This is a genomic window from Salmonella sp. 32020114201800008SM (assembly GCF_017572025.1).
Taxonomy (GTDB): domain Bacteria; phylum Pseudomonadota; class Gammaproteobacteria; order Enterobacterales; family Enterobacteriaceae; genus Salmonella; species Salmonella enterica.
On the sequence record NZ_JAGEQM010000010.1, the window covers coordinates 63,387 to 84,034 of the forward strand.

At 54.5% G+C, this 20,648-nt stretch carries 16 protein-coding genes; 8 read left to right on the forward strand and 8 right to left on the reverse strand.

Annotation, left to right across the window (positions count from 1 at the left end; translation table 11 throughout):
* Positions 1-51: 51 nt before the first annotated feature.
* The 8 genes from tldD to csrD form a co-directional block, all read right to left on the reverse strand.
* Positions 52-1,497, reverse strand: coding sequence for a metalloprotease TldD (gene tldD, locus J4613_RS20845; RefSeq protein WP_000055941.1), 1,446 nt, complete (start codon positions 1,495-1,497; stop codon positions 52-54).
* Between the two features lie 144 nt (positions 1,498-1,641).
* The gene (gene yhdP, locus J4613_RS20850; RefSeq protein WP_111742229.1) at positions 1,642-5,442 is read right to left on the reverse strand and encodes an AsmA2 domain-containing protein YhdP; all 3,801 of its coding nucleotides are present in this window, start codon (positions 5,440-5,442) and stop codon (positions 1,642-1,644) included.
* A gap of 106 nt (positions 5,443-5,548) precedes the next feature.
* A complete protein-coding gene (rng, locus tag J4613_RS20855) occupies positions 5,549-7,018 on the reverse strand; it encodes a ribonuclease G (protein ID WP_000123188.1) in 1,470 nt (489 codons plus the stop codon).
* Positions 7,008-7,601: a nucleoside triphosphate pyrophosphatase gene (locus J4613_RS20860; RefSeq protein ID WP_000210305.1), complete on the reverse strand. Its 594-nt coding sequence runs from the start codon at positions 7,599-7,601 to the stop codon at positions 7,008-7,010. Before J4613_RS20860 ends, rng begins: the two co-directional genes overlap by 11 nt.
* A gap of 8 nt (positions 7,602-7,609) precedes the next feature.
* Entirely contained in the window at positions 7,610-8,098 is a 489-nt protein-coding gene (gene mreD / locus J4613_RS20865) for a rod shape-determining protein MreD (RefSeq protein ID WP_000179403.1), read from the reverse strand.
* Between the two features lie 2 nt (positions 8,099-8,100).
* The gene (gene mreC, locus J4613_RS20870) at positions 8,101-9,153 is read right to left on the reverse strand and encodes a rod shape-determining protein MreC (protein WP_000802538.1); all 1,053 of its coding nucleotides are present in this window, start codon (positions 9,151-9,153) and stop codon (positions 8,101-8,103) included.
* 64 nt (positions 9,154-9,217) lie between these two features.
* On the reverse strand, positions 9,218-10,261 hold the full coding sequence (gene mreB / locus J4613_RS20875) for a rod shape-determining protein MreB (protein ID WP_000913396.1): 1,044 nt from the start codon (positions 10,259-10,261) through the stop codon (positions 9,218-9,220).
* Between the two features lie 307 nt (positions 10,262-10,568).
* Entirely contained in the window at positions 10,569-12,509 is a 1,941-nt protein-coding gene (csrD, locus tag J4613_RS20880; RefSeq protein WP_001241381.1) for an RNase E specificity factor CsrD, read from the reverse strand.
* A 203-nt stretch (positions 12,510-12,712) separates the two neighbouring features.
* Between csrD and J4613_RS20885 the strand changes: the two genes are divergently transcribed.
* From J4613_RS20885 to prmA, 8 genes are all read left to right on the forward strand, one after another.
* On the forward strand, positions 12,713-13,687 hold the full coding sequence (locus J4613_RS20885; RefSeq protein WP_001148246.1) for an MDR family oxidoreductase: 975 nt from the start codon (positions 12,713-12,715) through the stop codon (positions 13,685-13,687).
* Between the two features lie 112 nt (positions 13,688-13,799).
* Positions 13,800-14,804: a protein-methionine-sulfoxide reductase catalytic subunit MsrP gene (msrP, locus tag J4613_RS20890; protein ID WP_000723876.1), complete on the forward strand. Its 1,005-nt coding sequence runs from the start codon at positions 13,800-13,802 to the stop codon at positions 14,802-14,804.
* A complete protein-coding gene (gene msrQ, locus J4613_RS20895; RefSeq protein WP_001241496.1) occupies positions 14,805-15,404 on the forward strand; it encodes a protein-methionine-sulfoxide reductase heme-binding subunit MsrQ in 600 nt (199 codons plus the stop codon).
* 392 nt (positions 15,405-15,796) lie between these two features.
* On the forward strand, positions 15,797-16,267 hold the full coding sequence (accB, locus tag J4613_RS20900) for an acetyl-CoA carboxylase biotin carboxyl carrier protein (protein WP_000354626.1): 471 nt from the start codon (positions 15,797-15,799) through the stop codon (positions 16,265-16,267).
* A gap of 10 nt (positions 16,268-16,277) precedes the next feature.
* Positions 16,278-17,627 (forward strand): acetyl-CoA carboxylase biotin carboxylase subunit, encoded by a 1,350-nt coding sequence (gene accC, locus J4613_RS20905; RefSeq protein WP_000884627.1) that lies wholly within the window; start codon positions 16,278-16,280, stop codon positions 17,625-17,627.
* A 108-nt stretch (positions 17,628-17,735) separates the two neighbouring features.
* A complete protein-coding gene (locus tag J4613_RS20910) occupies positions 17,736-17,978 on the forward strand; it encodes a YhdT family protein (protein ID WP_000340018.1) in 243 nt (80 codons plus the stop codon).
* Positions 17,968-19,419 (forward strand): sodium/pantothenate symporter, encoded by a 1,452-nt coding sequence (gene panF, locus J4613_RS20915; RefSeq protein WP_017465405.1) that lies wholly within the window; start codon positions 17,968-17,970, stop codon positions 19,417-19,419. Before J4613_RS20910 ends, panF begins: the two co-directional genes overlap by 11 nt.
* A gap of 11 nt (positions 19,420-19,430) precedes the next feature.
* Entirely contained in the window at positions 19,431-20,312 is an 882-nt protein-coding gene (gene prmA / locus J4613_RS20920; RefSeq protein ID WP_001145846.1) for a 50S ribosomal protein L11 methyltransferase, read from the forward strand.
* Positions 20,313-20,648: the final 336 nt, after the last annotated feature.

Sequence of the window (20,648 nt, forward strand, 5' to 3'; positions counted from 1 at the left end):
GCGCTTATCAGGCCTGGGCGGCACACACCACAGGCCTGATAAGGCGGACAGTTATGCGGTGCCGCCAACCGTCAGGTTATCGACTTTCAGCGTCGGCTGGCCTACGCCTACCGGCAGACTTTGCCCCTCTTTACCGCAGACCCCCACCCCGTTATCCAGCTTAAGGTCGTTGCCGACCATGGAGATCTGTTGCATCGTTTCAATGCCTGATCCAATCAACGTCGCGCCCTTCACCGGCGTCGTGACTTTTCCGTTTTCAATCAGATACGCTTCCGAGGTAGAGAACACAAACTTGCCGGAGGTGATATCCACCTGACCGCCGCCAAAGTTAGGCGCATAGATGCCGTACTCAACGGATTCGATAATTTCCTGCGGCGTTGACTGCCCCGCCAACATATAGGTATTCGTCATACGCGGCATCGGCAGATGCGCATAAGATTCGCGACGCCCGTTACCGGTCGGCGTAGCGCCCATCAGGCGCGCGTTCAGCTTGTCCTGCATGTATCCTTTCAGCACGCCATTTTCAATCAATACGTTGTACTGGCCTGGCGTACCTTCATCATCGATAGCAACGGAGCCGCGACGGTTCATCATTGTGCCGTCATCCACTACGGTGCAAAGCGCGGAGGCAACCTGCTCGCCGATCTGACCGCTAAATACAGACGTCCCACGACGGTTAAAATCACCTTCCAGCCCGTGCCCGACCGCTTCGTGCAGCAATACGCCCGGCCACCCGGCGCCCAGAACCACCGGTAACGTCCCCGCTGGCGCAGCGACCGCGGAGAGATTAACCAGCGCCATGCGTACCGCTTCTTTCGCCCACGCGTCGGCACGAACCTCGCCGTCGAGATCGGCAAGAAAATACTCATAACCAAAGCGACCGCCGCCGCCGCTGGCGCCGCGCTCGCGTTTACCGTCTTCTTCCACCTGCACGCTAACGGACAACCGCACCAGTGGACGGACATCCGCCGCCAGCGTCCCGTCGGTCGCCGCCACGAGGATTAATTCATATACGCCGGTCAGGCTGGCGTTAACTTCCTGCACGCGTTTATCGGCTTCTCGCGCCACTTTGTCAACGCGTCTGAGGATATCCAGCTTCTCTTCGCGGCTCATACTTTGCAACGGATCAAGGGTGGTGTAGAGCGGCTGATGCGCTACGGCGGCGAGCGTTTTTACCTTGCCTTCGCCGTTCTCGCGTACAATGGTTCGCGCTGCCTGCGCACTCTGCTCCAGCGCCAGGAGGCTTATCTGGTCAGCATAAGCAAAACCGGTTTTTTCGCCGCTAATGGCGCGAACGCCAACGCCCTGGTCGATATTATATGAACCATCTTTAATGATGCGGTCTTCTAAAACCCAGGATTCGTGATAGCTCGACTGAAAATAGAGGTCGCCATAATCAAGACGGCGTTCGGCCAGTTGGCCCAAAATAGCGAACAGATCCTGATGGTTCAGGCCATTCGCCGCTAGCAATTGTTCACTTACCAGGTTCAGACTCATCGTTTTTGCTACTCGTTGATTTCTGCCGGATGGCGGTTCACGCCTTATCCGGACTACGTTGTTAGATTGTACAAACCGGATAAACGCAGCGCCGTCCGGCATGACTATTTACTGAGAGTGGGGCAATTCCTCGCCCCCGTCAAATCATTGCTGGCTTTCTTTTCTCGGTTGGCGCAGAACTTCGTTGATCTGCGGCGCATCGACCGGACCGGTAATGCGATATCGCAAAATGGAGACCTTGCTCCATAGCGGCCCCAACACTTTACTGGCGGCAAATACCGCCGCGCCGACAATCGGGTTAACGGCAAACGCGGCGGCGACGCCCACGGTGGCGGAAATTTCCGGCGCGACAACGGCCTCCATATCAAGACGACGACGCACCAGATCAACAGAACCTTTCATTGCAATATCCGCTTCCAGCCCATCCACCAGCGTATCGTCAGTATGCAGGACGCCATCTTTAATCCACGCGGTACTATGAATAGAGTCGAAATAGAAGCCCTCGCTAAAGGTATCTCTGAAGTCAAACCGAAGCTTACGCAGCAACGCATCAAAACTGAGCAGCCGCAGTAGCTGTCCGGCATGGCCGCTACTGAGATCAGTAAACTCGCCTTTGCCCAGACGCGTACGTAAAATCCCGTTGAGCGTGGCTTCATCAGGTTGCCAGGGCGGGTTTCGCCAGTGCAGATCGTAATCTACGTTAAAAGACGCGTTCTGGATTGGCGTCGAGATGCCGAAGAACCCGGCAGCCGTGTCGAGGTTACTACCATGCAGACTACCTTTCAGCGAGGTTCGTTCATTACCCGGCGCATTCACCCACTCGCCGTTCGCTTTCAAACGGGCGAATCCGGTATCGATCAGGCCATTCGCCAGAGTCAGCGTATTGCCTTTGATGGCGAAATCGCCATCAATACGCCCATATTTTTGCCCCCACAGCCAGCACTCTTCGCAGCGAAGCTGTAAGTCCGGCCAGCCGCGGAAGCTAATCGTGTTCGCCGAAGCCAACGGCGATGTCGGCGTTGGTGACGAGGCGTGCGTTTTTGCGACGCCAGGGTTGTAGTACAGGTACTTAATGTTCGCCAGCCACGGCGCATGGTTGCGCATGAGCAGCGTGGCGTTCACCTCACGGCCCTGCGCTTCAATTTTTGTTCCGTTCAGCGAGGGGGCTGAAACGACGCTCAAATTGTTCCACTGCTGGCCACCCAGCGATAGCGCGGGAGTACGCAACGTGACGCGTTGAGGAAACTCGGCCGAACTGCTCACGTTATCCGCCGCGCCTTTCTGGAATAACGCCAGCCATTGCGCGCCATCCAGCGCCGGCAGATTGAGTTCAACGCCTTGTTGAGCAGGCAATGGCGGAATCGTCCGGCTGTCCGTCGTCCAGATAGCCCGATCCAACGTCAGCTTCTGATTTAATAACCAGCGGCTGTTAAAGTGATTTTTACTCCCTGCGCTCCCCGTTAGCGCAAAACTTTTCAGGTTGCCGTCAGCCTGAATGTTCACCGGAATGGCTTCGCCTGCGGGTTTATTTAGCGGAGAAGGTAAGTGACTACTCATATTTCTCAGATCGCCGTTCAGCTCGATGTGATAAGTGGTGTCAGCGTGATACGGAAGATCGATGCCGACTTTACCATTCCACGTCACGCTGCCGCTCAGGGCATCATTCAGTTGCGGCGGTAAGACGCCCATACGCGTTGGCTGCCAGTTACCGTTCAGGTTGACGGCGACCTGATAGGCTTTTGCCCCTTCCGTCGTACTGAAATCCAGGTTCAGCGGCTGATTAAACCAGTTTGCCGTCAGCGGCCCGCTTTTTAGCGCGCCATTCACAAAGCTGAATTTACCGTTCAGATTTTTGAGCGTGCTGTTTAGCGGCTTAATAAACAGGCTGTTGTTACGCAACGAGACATCGCCCTCAGCGGTAACCTGTTCGCCATCCAGCGGAATATCAAGATGTAAGCGAGCATTCACATCGCCATCTAATTGGAGCTCCGCCAGCGTCGAGCCAAGCGAGTCTTTTAGTGGCGTCTCGTCGAAATAAGGCCCAACGGCTTTTCCCGGCCCGTTAATATCGGCATCAATGAGCAGTTTCTCTTTGGAATAATCCGGAATCGCCGCCGCGAGTTTACTGGCCTTCACCCCGCCCAAATCGACGCTATCCGAACGCATCCACAGACCGTCGTTCAGGAAATCCAGTTCAATGTTGAGATTTTTTAGCGCCGGCCAGTCGGGTTGAAAAGCAAACGTCGCATTGCGTAGCGGCACCAGCACTTCAAACTGACCTTCGTTATGCTTATAGGGAAAGAGGTGCGGGTTACCACCGTAAACCAACGTGGCGTTATCCGCCTCGCCGCCCTGAATCGCGCCGCTAAGGTAATCGACCAGCGCTTTGCCCATCAGGTTTTCCGGAAAATAGCGCCACGCCTGAGATCCATCATCGGTACTGATTCCGGCCAGAATGCCCAGCCACGGTTCGTCGCCCGTCGGTTGCAGATAGCGGAACCCGCCGCGCGCATGTACCGCCTTTGCTTTGACGTCAATGTCGCGGCCATCAAGCTGAAAGCCGTTCTCATTCTTCAACCAACTAAGCGTCGCGACGCCGTTTTCAATTTCCAGCGGCGCGCGAAAAACGGTTTCATAGGGCATCTTAGCCTGCTGCATCGCAACCTTCATCTGCCCGTCTTCTACGCTTCCCGCCAGCGTACCGGAAAAATGTTCCGCGCCGGACAACAGCTTCCACTGTTTCCAGGCAATATTTTCCCACGATGCCTGAAAACGCGTTTTTTCGGTCGCCTGTAGCGGAATATCCAGCGCCAGTGTGGCGATCTTTCCGCTCGGCTGCGTAGCCTGCCATATTTCGCCCAGCACAGGCGACAGTTTAGCCGCCAGCGGACGTAATGCTTCCAGCCCCGCCAGTTCAAGATTACTGGCGCGAATGCGTAGCTCATCGCTACGTGTGTGATTCTCACCGCCGACGTCCTGCTGCGGGAGCCAGGCCACGGTTAAGGCTCCGCTCGGCCAGGGTTTACCATCAAGCGTAATCCGTGTGTCCGGAATATAAAACTGCCAGCCCGGCTGCTCGCGGCTAATCTGCGCCGTCAGGTTATCGACAGACAGCGTGTGCGTCGTGTTATCGCCCAGCCAGCTTGCGCCGCCCTGTTTCAGCCAGACGTCTCCTCCGGCGATTTCGCCTTTGCTGAGCGTCATCCAGCCTTCCAGACTGAAACGCGCCGTCTGGAGCGCCACATTATCCTGCATCCATTTGCCCAGCCACGGCTTGACGTCAATATCGTCGGCCTGTAACCAGACTCTGCCGTTATTCAGCAAACCGTCGTCATCGCGTAAATCCATCCGCACCTGCATCACGCCGTGCTGCCCGGTCAGGCTGGAGAGACTGACCTCGCCTTCGGCGCGGTGCCGCTCTTTGCCGTTTAGCCAGGTAAGCTGTGGGATCGCCAGCTCCGCGCGTTGTCCGGAAAGCGTCAGAAAACTGATTTGGCTATCGCGCAGATCGAAATGATCGAACTGACGCAGGAAAAGATCGCTTAAACGGCTGGTTTCGATGCCTTCGCCGTCGCTGCTTTGAAGAGGCGTGTTGGTGCGGAAATTGAGTTGCCAGAAGGTCAGGTCGCGAAACTGCCAGCGCATATGCAACAGGCTTTGCCAGACGTCCAGCGCCAGCGTAACGCGTTTTATCGACAGTTCGCCGCCATCTTTCAGGGCGGCATGAATATTATGCGCTTCCAGCGTAGGGCCAAAATTTTGCCAGCTTGCGGAGAGTTGGCTGGCGGCCACCGGCACGCCGGTCACAGACTCAATTTTATTCAGGATAGCCGGACGCCAGGCGTCAAGATGAGGCAACGCCAGGCGCAGCCCGCTAACCAGCAGCGCTGCAATGACGATGAGCGCGGCTCCAGTGAGCAATAAAATCCCCGGCAATCGCCTCACGCGTCTCTCCTTGTCTGCCAAAAAATACGACTCACAACCTTGCTTTGCCGGACGGCGGCGTGAACGCCTTATCCGGCCTGCAAATGCTCGTACGGGTCGCGGTCTTTTACATCATTACGACGTCAAACTGCTCCTGGTTATAAAGCGGTTCGACCTGAACTTTAACCTGTTTGCCGACAAAGATTTCGACTTCCGCCAGCGCGTGTGATTCTTCGCCTTTCAGCGCTTCCGCCACCGCAGGAGAAGCATAAACCAGGAAGCGATCGGAGTCATAAGCGTGATGAACACGTACAATTTCACGCATGATCTCATAGCAGACGGTTTCCACCGTTTTTACCGTCCCGCGGCCATGACAGGTTGGACATTCGTTACAAAGCACATGTTCCACGCTTTCACGAGTCCGTTTACGGGTCATTTCCACCAGCCCCAGCGGCGAAAAACCGTTAATACTGGTTTTCACGCGATCCTTACTTAACGCCTGTTCCAGCGAATGCAGCACCCGGCGGCGATGATCTTCATTATTCATGTCGATAAAATCGATAATGATAATGCCGCCCAGATTACGCAGGCGTAGCTGGCGGGCAATGGCCTGAGTCGCTTCAATATTGGTATTAAAAATGGTGTCGTCGAGATTACGGTGTCCGACAAACGCGCCGGTATTGATATCTACCGTCGTCATCGCTTCGGTTTGGTCGATAATCAGATAACCGCCGGACTTGAGTTCAACCTTACGCTCCAGCGCGCGCTGGATCTCATTTTCCACGTCATAAAGATCGAAGATCGGCTGATGGCCACTGTAATGCTCCAGCTTACTGGTCATTTCCGGGATGTATTCTGCGGTAAACTCCAGCAGCGACTCATAGGTCAGACGTGAGTCGACGCGAATTCGGTCCAACTGCGCATCGGCGAAATCGCGCAGCACGCGCTGCGCCAGCGCCAGTTCGCCATACATCTGGTAGCGCGTTTGCGGACGCTTTTTGCGCTCCATGACTTTCGTCCAGACGCGCTTGAGATAGGCGGCGTCAGACGCGAGATCCTCTTCACACACGCCTTCCGCCGCGGTACGAATAATAAACCCGCCCTGTTCGTCGCAGTATTCCGCCACCACCTTTTTCAGGCGCTCGCGTTCACTTTCGCTTTCGATGCGCTGGGAAACGCCAACGTGTGACGCGCCGGGCATAAAAACAAGGTAACGGGAGGGCAACGTGATGTCCGTGGTCAAACGCGCGCCTTTCGTGCCGAGCGGATCTTTCACTACCTGCACCATCAGATCCTGTCCCTGACGCACCAGTTCGGAGATATCGCGCACGGTAAACTGTTTTTGCTCGTCGCCCGCCACGCATTCGGTATGCGGCATAATGTCGGAAGCGTGAAGAAATGCGGCTTTATCCAGCCCAATATCTACAAAAGCCGCCTGCATACCTGGAAGTACACGACTTACACGACCTTTGTAGATATTGCCTACGATTCCGCGTCGCGCTTCGCGCTCAATATGGATTTCCTGAAGAATACCGCCATCAATGTACGCCACGCGCGTTTCCGATGGCGTTACGTTTACCAACAATTCAGCCGTCATGTTTATCCCTTTTATCACGCAGTGCGTTAAAATGACTCAACAACTCATACGTTTCAACCAGCGGTAAGCCGACCACGGCGTGGTAGCTGCCATTTATCTTCCTGACAAAACAGCCACCCTGCCCCTGAATACCGTATGCACCTGCTTTATCTAAAGGCTCGCCGCTGGCGACATAGCCAGTAATATCCTGCGCAGAAAGCGTGCGGAAAGTCACCTCCGTTACCACCAGACAATCCAGCGTCTGCTGCGAGTCCGCAAGCGCAACAGCAGTCATCACCTGATGCGTATTTCCGGAAAGCAAACGCAGCATTTCTGCGGCATGAGCGGCGTCGCGCGGCTTTTCCAGCACCTCGCCGTTTAACACGACTATCGTATCCGCGCCCAACACCGGCAGATCACGGGGAACCAGCGCCACGCCAGCCTGCGCCTTTTCGCGTGCCAGCCGAACAACATACTGCTGCGCGCTTTCCTGAGCACGCCGTTGCTCTTCAATACCAGGCACGACCTGCTCGAATGAAAATCCAAGTTGAGTCAATAATTCCTGGCGACGCGGGGAACCGGAAGCAAGATACAGAGTTGTCATATCGACCTTTATTGCACAGCAAACTGCTGGCGTACTTTACGCATCAGCAAAAAGAGCCAGGGCCACAGCACGCCATTGACTACACTACTCCAGAACACTTCCGGTCTGAAAGAGACGTTGATCACTAAAAACTCGGCCCAGAAAACAATAATGTCCACGGCCAGTGAAAGCAACATTACCACCAGCGCCTGCTGCCAGAGCGCCAGGTTACGGAAGAGCTGGAATTTCAGAGCGACCAGGTAGGCGACAATACTCATCGACAGAGCGCGCACGCCAAGTGTGGAACCGCTGATGAGATCAAGTATGGCACCCATCACAAATCCCGTCCCCACATTTACGCGGTGCGGCAGGGCCAGAATCCAGTACAGTAAGATGAGCAAAACCCAGTTTGGCCGGAAAACAATGATGTCGTCCGGCCAGGGCATGATTTGCAGCAACAGCGCAATAAGAAACGAGAGCCAGATAACCCAGCGCCCCTGGCTACGATAGCTCGCCACCATTACCCTCCCGGCGCACGCGCAGGCGGCGTGGTCGCGCCCGAAGGCGATGGTTGCGTTGATACCGGCGCAGTCTGGCCCGCAGATGGCTGAGTAATCCCCGTCGCCGGGTCCGGCACTGGCGCCGGCGGCCCCATCGCATCCGGAGAAGGCAACACCTGCGGCATCATCTGCATCAGGCGCTCATTGGCGACGCGGTGAACCTCTTCCGGCGTCATCGGATTGGCGCCGTTACGATCGGCTCCCCACAACAGCAGCAGATAGCGTAAACGCTGCAAACCCGCGGTTGGACGTGCCTGAATGACGGTATAGGCGCGCTGAGTGTCCAGCTTGACGGAAGAGACCACCGCCACCGGATACCCTTCCGGGAAACGCCCACCAAGTCCGGACGTTACCAGCACATCGCCGACGCGAATATCGGTATTGGCGGGCAGATGTTCAAGCTGAAGATCGTCAGTGCAGCCGTTACCGGCGGCAATCACGCGGATGTCATTGCGCAGTACCTGAATCGGCAGCGCATGAGTCGCATCGCAAATCAGCAGTACGCGGCTGGTCAGTTTCGCCACGGCGACAACCTGCCCTACGACGCCTTTGTCGCTAATGACCGGTTGACCTTCATATACGCCATTAACGCTGCCTTTATCGATAACGACCTGATCGCTGTAAGGATCGTTAACCGTTGAAATAACCTGCGTCACCATTTTCTGCTCGTCCTGACGCAGCGGCGACCCCAGCAGCTCGCGCAACCGCGCGTTCTCCTGTTTGTACTGCCCCAGCATCAGCAGGTCGCTGTTTTTTAGCAGTAATTCCTGGCGCAGCGCCCGGTTTTCCAGCTCAAGCTGGTCGCGAGAAGCCAGCGTTTGCGACACGCTGTCGAGCAGTTCACGAGGGCCGTTTGAAATAAAATAGAAAGGACTGACGGCAGTGTCCATGTACGTTCGGATTTGACTGAACGTCCCCAGGCGGCTGTCGGCAATGATAACGCCGAGCGCCACCAGCACCGCCAGAATAAGGCGAATCTGTAGCGACGGGCCACGGCTAAAAATTGGCTTCATAGGCTATGCGTATTCTCGCGTCGGAGAGGCAGGATAATCCAGGGATAATCCTGCCCGTATCCAACTACTCTTCGCTGAACAGGTCGCCGCCGTGCATATCGATCATTTCCAGCGCCTTGCCGCCGCCGCGCGCCACACAGGTCAGCGGATCTTCAGCAACCACGACAGGAATGCCCGTCTCTTCCATTAACAGACGGTCAAGGTTACGCAGCAGCGCGCCGCCGCCGGTGAGCACCATACCGCGCTCGGAGATGTCTGACGCCAGCTCCGGCGGACACTGTTCCAGCGCCACCATTACCGCGCTGACGATACCGGTCAACGGTTCCTGCAACGCTTCCAGAATCTCGTTTGAGTTCAGGGTAAAGCCGCGTGGAACGCCTTCCGCCAGGTTACGGCCACGCACTTCGATCTCGCGGACTTCGTCGCCCGGATAAGCGGAACCGATTTCGTGTTTAATACGTTCTGCGGTGGCTTCACCGATCAGAGAACCGTAGTTACGACGAACGTAATTAATGATGGCTTCGTCGAAGCGATCACCACCAATACGGACAGAAGAAGAGTAAACCACGCCGTTCAGGGAGATCACGGCAACTTCAGTGGTACCACCACCGATATCCACAACCATTGAACCGGTTGCTTCAGAAACTGGCAGACCTGCGCCGATCGCGGCCGCCATCGGCTCTTCGATCAAAAAGACTTCACGGGCGCCTGCGCCCTGAGCGGATTCACGAATCGCGCGGCGTTCTACCTGCGTCGCGCCGACCGGCACGCATACCAGTACGCGCGGGCTTGGGCGCATAAAGCTGTTGCTGTGCACTTGTTTAATAAAGTGCTGGAGCATTTTTTCGGTCACAAAGAAGTCAGCGATAACGCCGTCTTTCATCGGACGGATCGCAGCGATATTGCCCGGCGTACGGCCCAGCATCTGCTTCGCATCATGACCGACTGCAGCCACGCTTTTCGGCGAACCGGCACGATCCTGACGAATGGCCACAACGGAAGGCTCATTCAATACGATGCCTTGTCCTTTTACATAAATGAGGGTATTCGCGGTACCCAGGTCAATGGACAGGTCATTGGAAAACATGCCACGAAATTTTTTCAACATACTAAGGGATAATCCTGAAAGCTGGGGCGGAAAACAAAATCCGCTTACTTTACCAACCACACGCAGCAGCGACAAGGCGCAAAAATCATCTGCTACGGTGAAAATTAGTGCAGTTCGTTTCCTTTGTTACAAATCTCGGCCTGAGTCCCTCAGGGCTGAAAAAATCAGCAGCAATCCTCGCCTTCGTTTGCAACCTGTCAAAGGTCATTCACCTGCATATTTGCTGCAACAATCTGGCGAGCAGACAAGCACACCCCCATGAGGCGCAGCGCGCGTTATTCTACGTGAAAACAAATTAAACGGCAGGTTAAACCGAGTATCTTTGCGAATATTTTTTCACGTTTGTGTCAAGTAGTTGGGAGGAGGCAAAAAAATCACCCTGCCCGCCAGCCACGCCGCGTTTTGTCAGCGTCTGCCACTCGCCGCGCGAACGGACGCCCGTCGCGTAAACCTGCGTAGGCGTGCCCGCGCAGGCCTCTACCAGACTTTGAACCAGAAGCTGGTTTTCCGTTCGCTTCTCAATGTTTCTGACCAGACTCGGATGCAGCTTGAGTAATTCCACATTGAGCGCTTTAATCCAGCTCGTGCTAACCAGCGTCAAACCCGCCTGTGTCACCGCCACCCGAACGCCAAGCGCATTGACTAAGCGAAGGATGGGTTGTAACCGGCTGATGTGTTGACAAACATCTGCCTCCGCAAGTTCAATAATTATGCGATTTCGCTGTGATTTTTCACACTGCATTAACGTATCGCGCAACCAGCGCTGAAAACGCGGACGAATCAGCGACTCAACCGTCAACTGCATTGCCAGATTTTCATCCGGCCAGTAGCCCAGCAACGTAATCAGGCGGCTAATTTGTAATCTGTCATACTCTTCCGATAAACCAAATTGCAACACCATCGGCATATACTCCGCCGAGCTCACCTCTTCTTTACCGTCATAGATGCGACACATCAATTCCCGATGATGTACGCGACCTTCTCGCGTGACCGCCGGTTTTTGATAAAGTCGCGGTCCGCCCCGGTTCAGCATCTGCTCAATCAATGTGCGCCAGCGCACATTGCCGCGCCCTTTTTCCGGCAGCGTGTCGTCGTAGATAGCCCAGCTATTTCCCCCCTGCAGGGCGGCGTTCCGCGCCGCGGCTTCAGCATGTTCCATCACCTGCTCGGTGGACTGTCCGCTGCGCCAGGCGCAAATGCCGATATGTACCATATCGTCACGATCGAGCATTTTGTTAGCCGGTAGCGCATCGACAGCTTTTAAAAGTTGTCCGGCAATACTTTCCGCTTCTTTCAGCGTTCGATGCGGTAGCAGCACGGCAAAGTCGCTGCGGTGATAACGCGCCAGCAGCGAGCCTGGGTAACGCATAATAAATGTCGATAGCAGATTGATAAGCATAAACATCTGCTCTTCCGCCTGATTGCCTCCCAGGCTGTCGCGCAGAAGATTGAAATCTGGCAAGCGGATCATCATCACCACGCCATGCACTCCCACTTTTTCCTGATCTTCCAGCAGCGTCGCCAGTTGGTTATCAAAAAACAGACGGTTACCGAGCCCGGTTTTGGTGTCCTGCGCGGCGTAGGAGCGAATGAGGGTGTCCAGGCGACTACGCTGTTCGTGAGCAAACTGAATTTCGGAAAGCAATACATCAAGCGCGCTACTGGTGCGCGCCGGCCATTCGTAAACAGAACCGCGGACATTCGCCCCACGTTCGCCGTTCAGAATACGCGTGGAGCGAATTTCCAGAAGCTCCTGCCCGGAAAGCTGCCGCTGCAGCCAGCGCACCGATAAAAACAAAATCAGAACGATAAAACCGATCGCCAGCGTCAGCGGCGCCGTGGTGATCAGTGAGTGAAAATAGTTACCCATCGGGTCCTGATAAACCAGACGTAGCGACATTCCTGGATGTTTTATCAGCGGTACGACCAGCTCGCGATACATGTCGCTGGTGCCGGCTGGCCGATAACCTCTGGCGCGAGAATGGCTGTAGACGCTGCGCTCCCCCTGCAACAGATCGACACGCACAATATCGGAAGCAATCATGAGCTCGTCGATTTGCGGCGTCAGCGAGACAATATCATGGGTCACCAGGTGCGTATCAATGGCTGTTGCCGTCGCCTGCACACGGCTGACATACTTATACTGTACGGCGTTATAAAAGCTTAGCGAGCAACCTATCAGAGTCACGAAGATCGTTAACCCCGTGAGCAGCGTGATAAAAGCTGAGAATTTCGTCGTTAATCGCATCCTTGAGTTAACTCCGACGGTTATAAACAGTATGAAAAAGCGAATCTGAAGGCGGAATTCGCCACGGCGCGCAATGAAGCAGGCATACTACCAAAATGGATCTATCTGGCAATTTATTGCGTTGCATCGGCATCACGTTTTAATTAGCGAGTATAGTCTTCGTAGCTATTTTTCCAATCTACCATGTAAAGTGAGGACAGGTTATGCAGGCGTTGATCTTAGAACAGCAGGACGGTAAAACCCTCGCATCCGTGCAACATCTCGAAGAGAGTCAACTGCCGGCAGGTGATGTGACGGTGGATGTCCACTGGTCCAGCCTGAATTATAAAGATGCTCTGGCTATCACCGGAAAAGGGAAAATTATCCGTCATTTTCCGATGATTCCTGGTATTGATTTCGCCGGCACCGTTCACGCAAGCGAAGATCCTCGCTTTCATGCAGGCCAGGAAGTACTACTGACTGGCTGGGGCGTGGGCGAAAACCACTGGGGCGGCCTGGCCGAACGCGCACGCGTTAAAGGCGACTGGCTGGTCGCGCTGCCTGCGGGACTGAGCAGCCGTAACGCCATGATCATCGGCACCGCCGGTTTTACCGCCATGCTGTGCGTCATGGCGCTTGAAGATGCAGGTATTCGCCCGCAAGACGGTGAGGTTGTCGTCACCGGCGCCAGCGGCGGTGTGGGCAGCACTGCCGTTGCATTACTGCATAAGCTGGGCTATCAGGTTGCAGCAGTATCAGGACGTGAAAGCACCCACGGCTATCTTAAGAGCCTGGGAGCTAACCGTATTCTCAGCCGCGATGAGTTTGCTGAATCTCGCCCGTTGGAAAAACAGCTGTGGGCCGGTGCAATTGATACCGTTGGCGATAAAGTGCTGGCGAAAGTGCTGGCACAGATGAACTATGGCGGTTGCGTGGCCGCCTGCGGCTTGGCGGGCGGCTTCGCGCTGCCGACCACCGTTATGCCATTCATTCTGCGTAATGTGCGTTTGCAAGGGGTGGACTCGGTGATGACCCCACCGGCACGTCGCGCAGAAGCCTGGGCGCGTTTGGTTAAGGATCTGCCGGAATCGTTCTATGCTCAGGCCGCCACAGAGATTACGCTGGCGGATGCGCCGAAGTTCGCCGATGCCATCATCAATAATCAGGTTCAGGGCCGTACGCTGGTGAAGATAAAATAACGTCACGTATAAAAAAATTTACACTTAATTAACTATTTATTTTTACACATTGACACACTCCCTGTCATATTCACTACACGCCATGTTGTGGTGGGTAGACCGGGAGTCTGTGATGAAAAAGATACGTCCATTAACAGAAGCCGATGTGACTGCGGAATCGGCTTTTTTTATGCAGCGCCGACAGGTGCTAAAAGCATTAGGCATCAGCGCGGCCGCCTTATCCTTACCCTCAACGGCGCAGGCCGATCTCTTCAGTTGGTTTAAAGGCAACGATCGTCCGAAAGCGCCTGCCGGTAAACCGCTTGAGTTTAGTCAGCCTGCCGCCTGGCGAAGCGATTTAGCGTTAACGCCGGAAGATAAGGTGACGGGCTACAACAATTTCTATGAGTTTGGCCTTGATAAAGCCGACCCGGCGGCCAATGCCGGAAGTCTGAAAACCGAACCGTGGACGTTGAAAATCAGCGGGGAAGTCGCGAAGCCATTTACGCTGGATTACGACGATTTAACACATCGTTTCCCATTAGAAGAGCGTATCTATCGAATGCGCTGCGTCGAAGCGTGGTCCATGGTCGTGCCGTGGATTGGTTTCCCTTTATATAAGCTACTCGCGCAGGCACAGCCCACCAGCCACGCTAAATATGTGGCATTCGAAACGCTATACGCGCCGGATGATATGCCAGGACAGAAAGATCGCTTTATTGGCGGCGGACTGAAATACCCTTATGTCGAAGGGCTACGTCTGGATGAAGCCATGCATCCGCTGACTCTGATGACCGTTGGCGTCTATGGTAAGGCGTTACCCCCGCAAAACGGCGCGCCCATTCGACTCATCGTTCCATGGAAGTATGGTTTTAAAGGTATTAAATCTATTGTCAGCATTAAACTCACCCGCGAACGTCCGCCAACCACCTGGAATTTGTCGGCTCCCAACGAATATGGTTTTTACGCCAATGTGAACCCGCATGTGGATCATCCACGCTGGTCTCAGGCTACCGAACGCTTTATTGGTTCAGGCGGTATCCTTGATGTGCAAAGGCAGCCGACGCTGCTGTTTAACGGCTACGCCAATGAAGTCGCTTCGCTGTATCGCGGTCTCAATTTGCGGGAGAATTTTTAAGTGCGTCTGACAGTAAAACAGATAACCTGGCTAAAAGTTTGTCTGCATCTTGCCGGTTTTTTGCCGCTTCTGTGGCTCTTTTGGGCGATAAATCACGGTGGACTCAGCGCAGACCCGGTAAAGGATATCCAACACTTTACCGGCAGAACCGCGCTCAAATTTTTGCTCGCCACCTTGCTGGTTTCACCGCTGGCGCGCTACGCTAAACAGCCATTATTGATACGCACACGCCGCCTGTTGGGGTTATGGTGTTTCGTTTGGGCGACACTGCATTTAACCAGCTATGCCTTACTGGAACTGGGGATACATAACCTGGCGTTGTTAGGAAGCGAGTTGATTTCACGCCCTTATTTGACGCTTGGGATCATTAGCTGGCTGGTGTTATTGGCGCTAACGTTGACCTCAACGCAATTTGCGCAGCGTAAATTGGGCAAACGCTGGCAAACACTGCATAACGTCGTCTATCTTGTCGCGATCCTGGCTCCCATACATTACCTGTGGTCGGTAAAGATTTTATCACCGCAACCGGTCATCTACGCGGCATTAGCGTTAGCCCTTTTAGCGTTGCGTTACCGGAAGTTTCGCCAGTGGTGGCGCTAGTTTGGTGAACTGTGCGGTCGATTGCAAAACGCAAAACAGGTAATGTCCTTTTTATGTTTCGGGTTGATTATCTTCCCTGATAAGACCAGTATTTAGCTGCCAATTGCGACGAAATAGTTATAATGTGCGACTTTACATTGCCCAACGGCGATTTTCGTTCGCAGAAAGGGTGACAATCGAGCAATGAAGGTATATTTTGTTTTTTGCCCGAAAATGGCAGAAGATAGCCACACAATGACTGGCAAATCATGAATTTCACCTTCGGGTGCTACGGCATAACAGGCAAATCAAAGATGCGCGGTATTTTACCCGCGGCAGTCATTCACATGCTTTACAGACGGCGCTAAAACGCCTGTCACAATCACACTAAACAAAGAGTACGGAACCCACTCATGGATATTCGTAAGATTAAAAAACTGATCGAGCTGGTTGAAGAATCAGGTATCTCCGAACTGGAAATTTCTGAAGGCGAAGAATCTGTTCGCATCAGCCGCACAACGGCAAACGCCGGTTTTCCGGTGATGCAGCAGGCTTATGCGGCGCCGATGATGCAGCAACCCGCTCTGTCTAACGCTGTCGCGCCAGCGGCTACTCCAGCAATGGAAGCGCCTGCCGCAGCGGAAATCAGTGGTCACATCGTACGCTCCCCAATGGTTGGTACTTTCTACCGCACCCCAAGCCCGGACGCGAAAGCGTTCATCGAAGTGGGCCAGAAAGTGAACGTGGGCGATACCCTGTGCATCGTTGAAGCCATGAAAATGATGAACCAGATCGAAGCTGACAAAGCAGGTACTGTGAAAGCGATTCTGGTCGAAAGTGGTCAACCGGTAGAATTTGACGAGCCACTGGTCGTCATCGAGTAACGAGGCGAACATGTTGGATAAAATTGTCATCGCCAACCGTGGCGAGATCGCACTACGTATTCTTCGAGCCTGTAAAGAACTCGGCATCAAGACCGTCGCTGTGCACTCAAGCGCGGATCGCGATTTAAAACACGTATTGCTGGCGGATGAGACGGTCTGTATTGGTCCGGCACCGTCCGTAAAAAGTTATCTGAACATCCCGGCTATCATTAGCGCCGCTGAAATCACCGGCGCGGTGGCAATCCACCCGGGTTACGGCTTCCTTTCTGAGAACGCCAATTTTGCCGAGCAGGTTGAACGCTCCGGCTTTATCTTTATCGGCCCGAAAGCGGACACCATCCGCCTGATGGGCGATAAAGTGTCCGCGATTACCGCGATGAAAAAAGCGGGCGTGCCGACCGTACCAGGATCTGACGGCCCGCTGGGCGACGATATGAATGCGAACCGCGCTCATGCCAAACGTATTGGCTATCCGGTGATCATCAAAGCGTCCGGCGGCGGCGGCGGCCGCGGTATGCGCGTGGTTCGTAGCGATGCTGAACTGGCGCAGTCCATCTCCATGACCAAAGCGGAAGCGAAAGCAGCTTTCAGCAACGACATGGTATACATGGAAAAATACCTGGAAAATCCACGCCACATCGAAATTCAGGTGCTGGCGGACGGCCAGGGCAACGCTATCTATCTGGCGGAACGCGACTGTTCCATGCAGCGTCGCCACCAGAAAGTGGTTGAAGAAGCCCCGGCGCCAGGCATTACGCCGGAACTGCGTCGCTATATCGGCGAACGCTGCGCGAAAGCGTGCGTAGACATCGGCTATCGCGGCGCAGGGACGTTCGAATTCCTGTTCGAAAACGGCGAGTTCTATTTCATCGAAATGAACACCCGTATTCAGGTTGAACACCCGGTGACTGAAATGATTACTGGCGTCGATTTGATCAAAGAGCAGTTGCGCATCGCGGCGGGTCAGCCGCTGTCGATCACACAGGACGAAGTTGTCGTTCGAGGCCATGCGGTAGAATGCCGTATCAATGCCGAAGATCCGAACACCTTCCTGCCAAGCCCTGGCAAAATCACGCGCTTCCATGCGCCTGGCGGCTTTGGCGTTCGCTGGGAATCTCATATCTACGCGGGCTACACGGTGCCGCCGTACTATGATTCCATGATCGGCAAGCTCATCTGCTACGGTGAAAACCGCGATGTGGCGATTGCCCGTATGAAAAATGCCCTGCAGGAACTGATTATCGATGGTATCAAAACCAATATCGATCTGCAGACCCGCATCATGAATGACGAGCACTTCCAGCACGGTGGAACCAACATCCACTATCTGGAGAAAAAACTCGGTCTTCAGGAAAAGTAATCGCACGTTAATCTCAAAAGGCCGGTGAATCCGGCCTTTTTTATTTCTGGGGATAGCGATGCCCCATCATGTACAATTCCCGCTTTCTTCACCCATAAGGGACAAAAAATGGACGCTCGTTTTGTTCAGGCCCATAAAGAGGCGCGCTGGGCGCTGTGGCTGACCCTTTGCTATCTGGCGGCATGGTTAGTGGCTGCTTACTTACCTGGAGACTCGCCGGGAATTACCGGTCTGCCGCACTGGTTCGAGATGGCCTGCTTATTGACGCCGCTGGTCTTTATTTTGCTGTGCTGGGCGATGGTGAAATTCATTTATCGCGATATTTCGCTGGAGGATGACGATGCAGCTTGAGGTCATTCTACCGCTGGTAGCCTATCTGGTCGTGGTCTTCGGGGTCTCGATTTACGCTATGCGCAAGCGTACCGCCGGCACTTTTTTAAACGAATATTTTCTTGGCAGCCGTTCGATGGGCGGGATCGTGCTCGCGATGACGCTTACCGCCACCTATATTAGCGCCAGTTCATTTATCGGCGGTCCCGGCGCGGCTTATAAATACGGTCTGGGCTGGGTCTTGCTGGCGATGATCCAGCTTCCCGCCGTCTGGCTTTCACTGGGTATTCTGGGTAAAAAATTCGCTATCCTGGCGCGTCGCTATAATGCCGTCACGCTTAACGATATGCTATTCGCGCGTTACCAAAGCCGCCTGCTGGTGTGGTTGGCAAGCCTGAGTTTATTGGTCGCGTTTATTGGCGCAATGACCGTACAATTTATCGGCGGCGCGCGACTGCTGGAAACCGCGGCGGGAATTCCCTACGAAACCGGCCTGCTAATATTTGGCGTCAGTATCGCACTCTATACGGCGTTTGGCGGCTTTCGCGCCAGCGTACTTAACGATACGCTACAGGGCCTGGTGATGCTGGTCGGCACGATAGTGCTGCTGGTGGGCGTGGTGCATGCGGCGGGCGGTCTAAGTCAGGCCATTGACACGCTGCACGCTCTCGACCCCAAACTGGTAACGCCGCAGGGCGCCGATGACATACTTTCTCCCGCCTTTATGACCTCTTTTTGGGTACTGGTCTGTTTTGGTGTGATTGGCCTGCCGCATACGGCGGTGCGCTGCATCTCCTATAAAGACAGTAAAGCGGTACACCGGGGCATTATTATCGGTACGATTGTCGTGGCGATTTTAATGTTCGGGATGCACCTTGCCGGCGCGCTGGGTCGCGCGGTGCTTCCGGATCTGACGGTGCCGGATCTGGTGATCCCAACGCTAATGGTGAAAGTTTTGCCGCCGTTTGCCGCCGGGATCTTCCTCGCTGCGCCAATGGCGGCGATCATGTCAACAATTAATGCCCAACTGCTGCAAAGTTCCGCGACGATCATTAAAGATCTCTATCTCAACCTGCGCCCCGATCAGATGCAAAATGAGATCCGGCTGAAGCGTATGTCGGCAGCGATTACATTACTGCTAGGCGCGCTGTTGCTGCTGGCAGCATGGAAACCGCCAGAGATGATCATTTGGCTCAACCTGCTGGCGTTTGGCGGCCTGGAAGCGGTGTTCTTATGGCCGCTGGTACTGGGCCTTTACTGGGAGCGGGCAAACGCGGCAGGCGCATTAAGCGCCATGATCGTGGGCGGCGTGCTATATGCCCTGCTTGCCACATTTAATATTCAGTACCTGGGCTTTCATCCGATTGTGCCCGCGTTACTGTTAAGTTTATTGGCTTTTCTGATCGGAAACCGATTCGGCTCTTCCGCTTCGCAAGCCACCGTATTGTCTACTGATAAATAAAGAGTTTTGCCATGCCATGGATCCAATTGAAACTGAATACCACCGGCGCGAATGCTGAAGAGCTGAGTGATGCGCTGATGGAAGCGGGCGCCGTTTCCATTACCTTTCAGGATACGCACGATACGCCGGTTTTTGAGCCGTTGCCGGGCGAAACCCGTCTGTGGGGCGATACCGATGTGATCGGTCTGTTCGACGCCGAAACCGACATGAAAGACGTTGTCGCGATTCTGGAGCAACATCCGCTGCTGGGTGCCGGATTTGCCCATAAAATCGAACAACTGGAAGATAAAGACTGGGAACGCGAATGGATGGATAATTTCCATCCGATGCGTTTTGGCGAGCGTCTGTGGATTTGTCCCAGCTGGCGTGACATTCCGGACGAGAATGCCGTCAACGTGATGCTCGACCCGGGACTGGCGTTCGGTACGGGTACGCACCCCACCACCTCTTTATGTCTGCAATGGCTGGACGGGCTCGATCTCAACGGCAAAACCGTGATCGACTTTGGCTGCGGTTCAGGCATTCTGGCGATTGCCGCGCTGAAACTGGGAGCGGCAAAGGCGATTGGTATTGATATCGATCCGCAAGCTATTCAGGCCAGTCGCGATAATGCTGAACGCAACGGCGTGTCTGACCGGCTGGAGCTGTACCTGCCGAAAGACCAGCCAGAAGCCATGAAAGCCGACGTGGTCGTCGCTAACATCCTGGCAGGCCCATTACGCGAACTGGCCCCGTTAATCAGCGTACTGCCCGTTGAGTGCGGTCTGCTGGGGCTTTCAGGTATTCTCGCCAGCCAGGCGGAAAGCGTCTGCGATGCTTACGCCGAGCTTTTCACTCTCGACCCGGTCGTCGAAAAAGAAGAATGGTGCCGCATTACTGGCCGTAAGAAATAATTCTTGTCAGCGTGGTCGCCCGGCCACGCTTTTCTCCACACAACTGCCTTAACGCCTTTCAGGCACCGAGACATCATTAAATTCATCAAATGAATGCCTGAAATGACTTCTTTGTCACTATCCGTCTGGATAAACAGCTGCTACCAGCGGACAAAAGGTACTGGCGTTTTAACGGGTCGCAGCCATCGCCCTCGTACTTAGTAATGCTGTCCGGGTTGTTCTGCAGCATCCGCTATCGCGCTCTTCAGCACAGCTGGAAAAATTTATGCGTGCCATTCATGAACACAAAAGCGCATCTGTGCGCCCCCTTCCGACTGGCAACGGAGAAAAGTCACG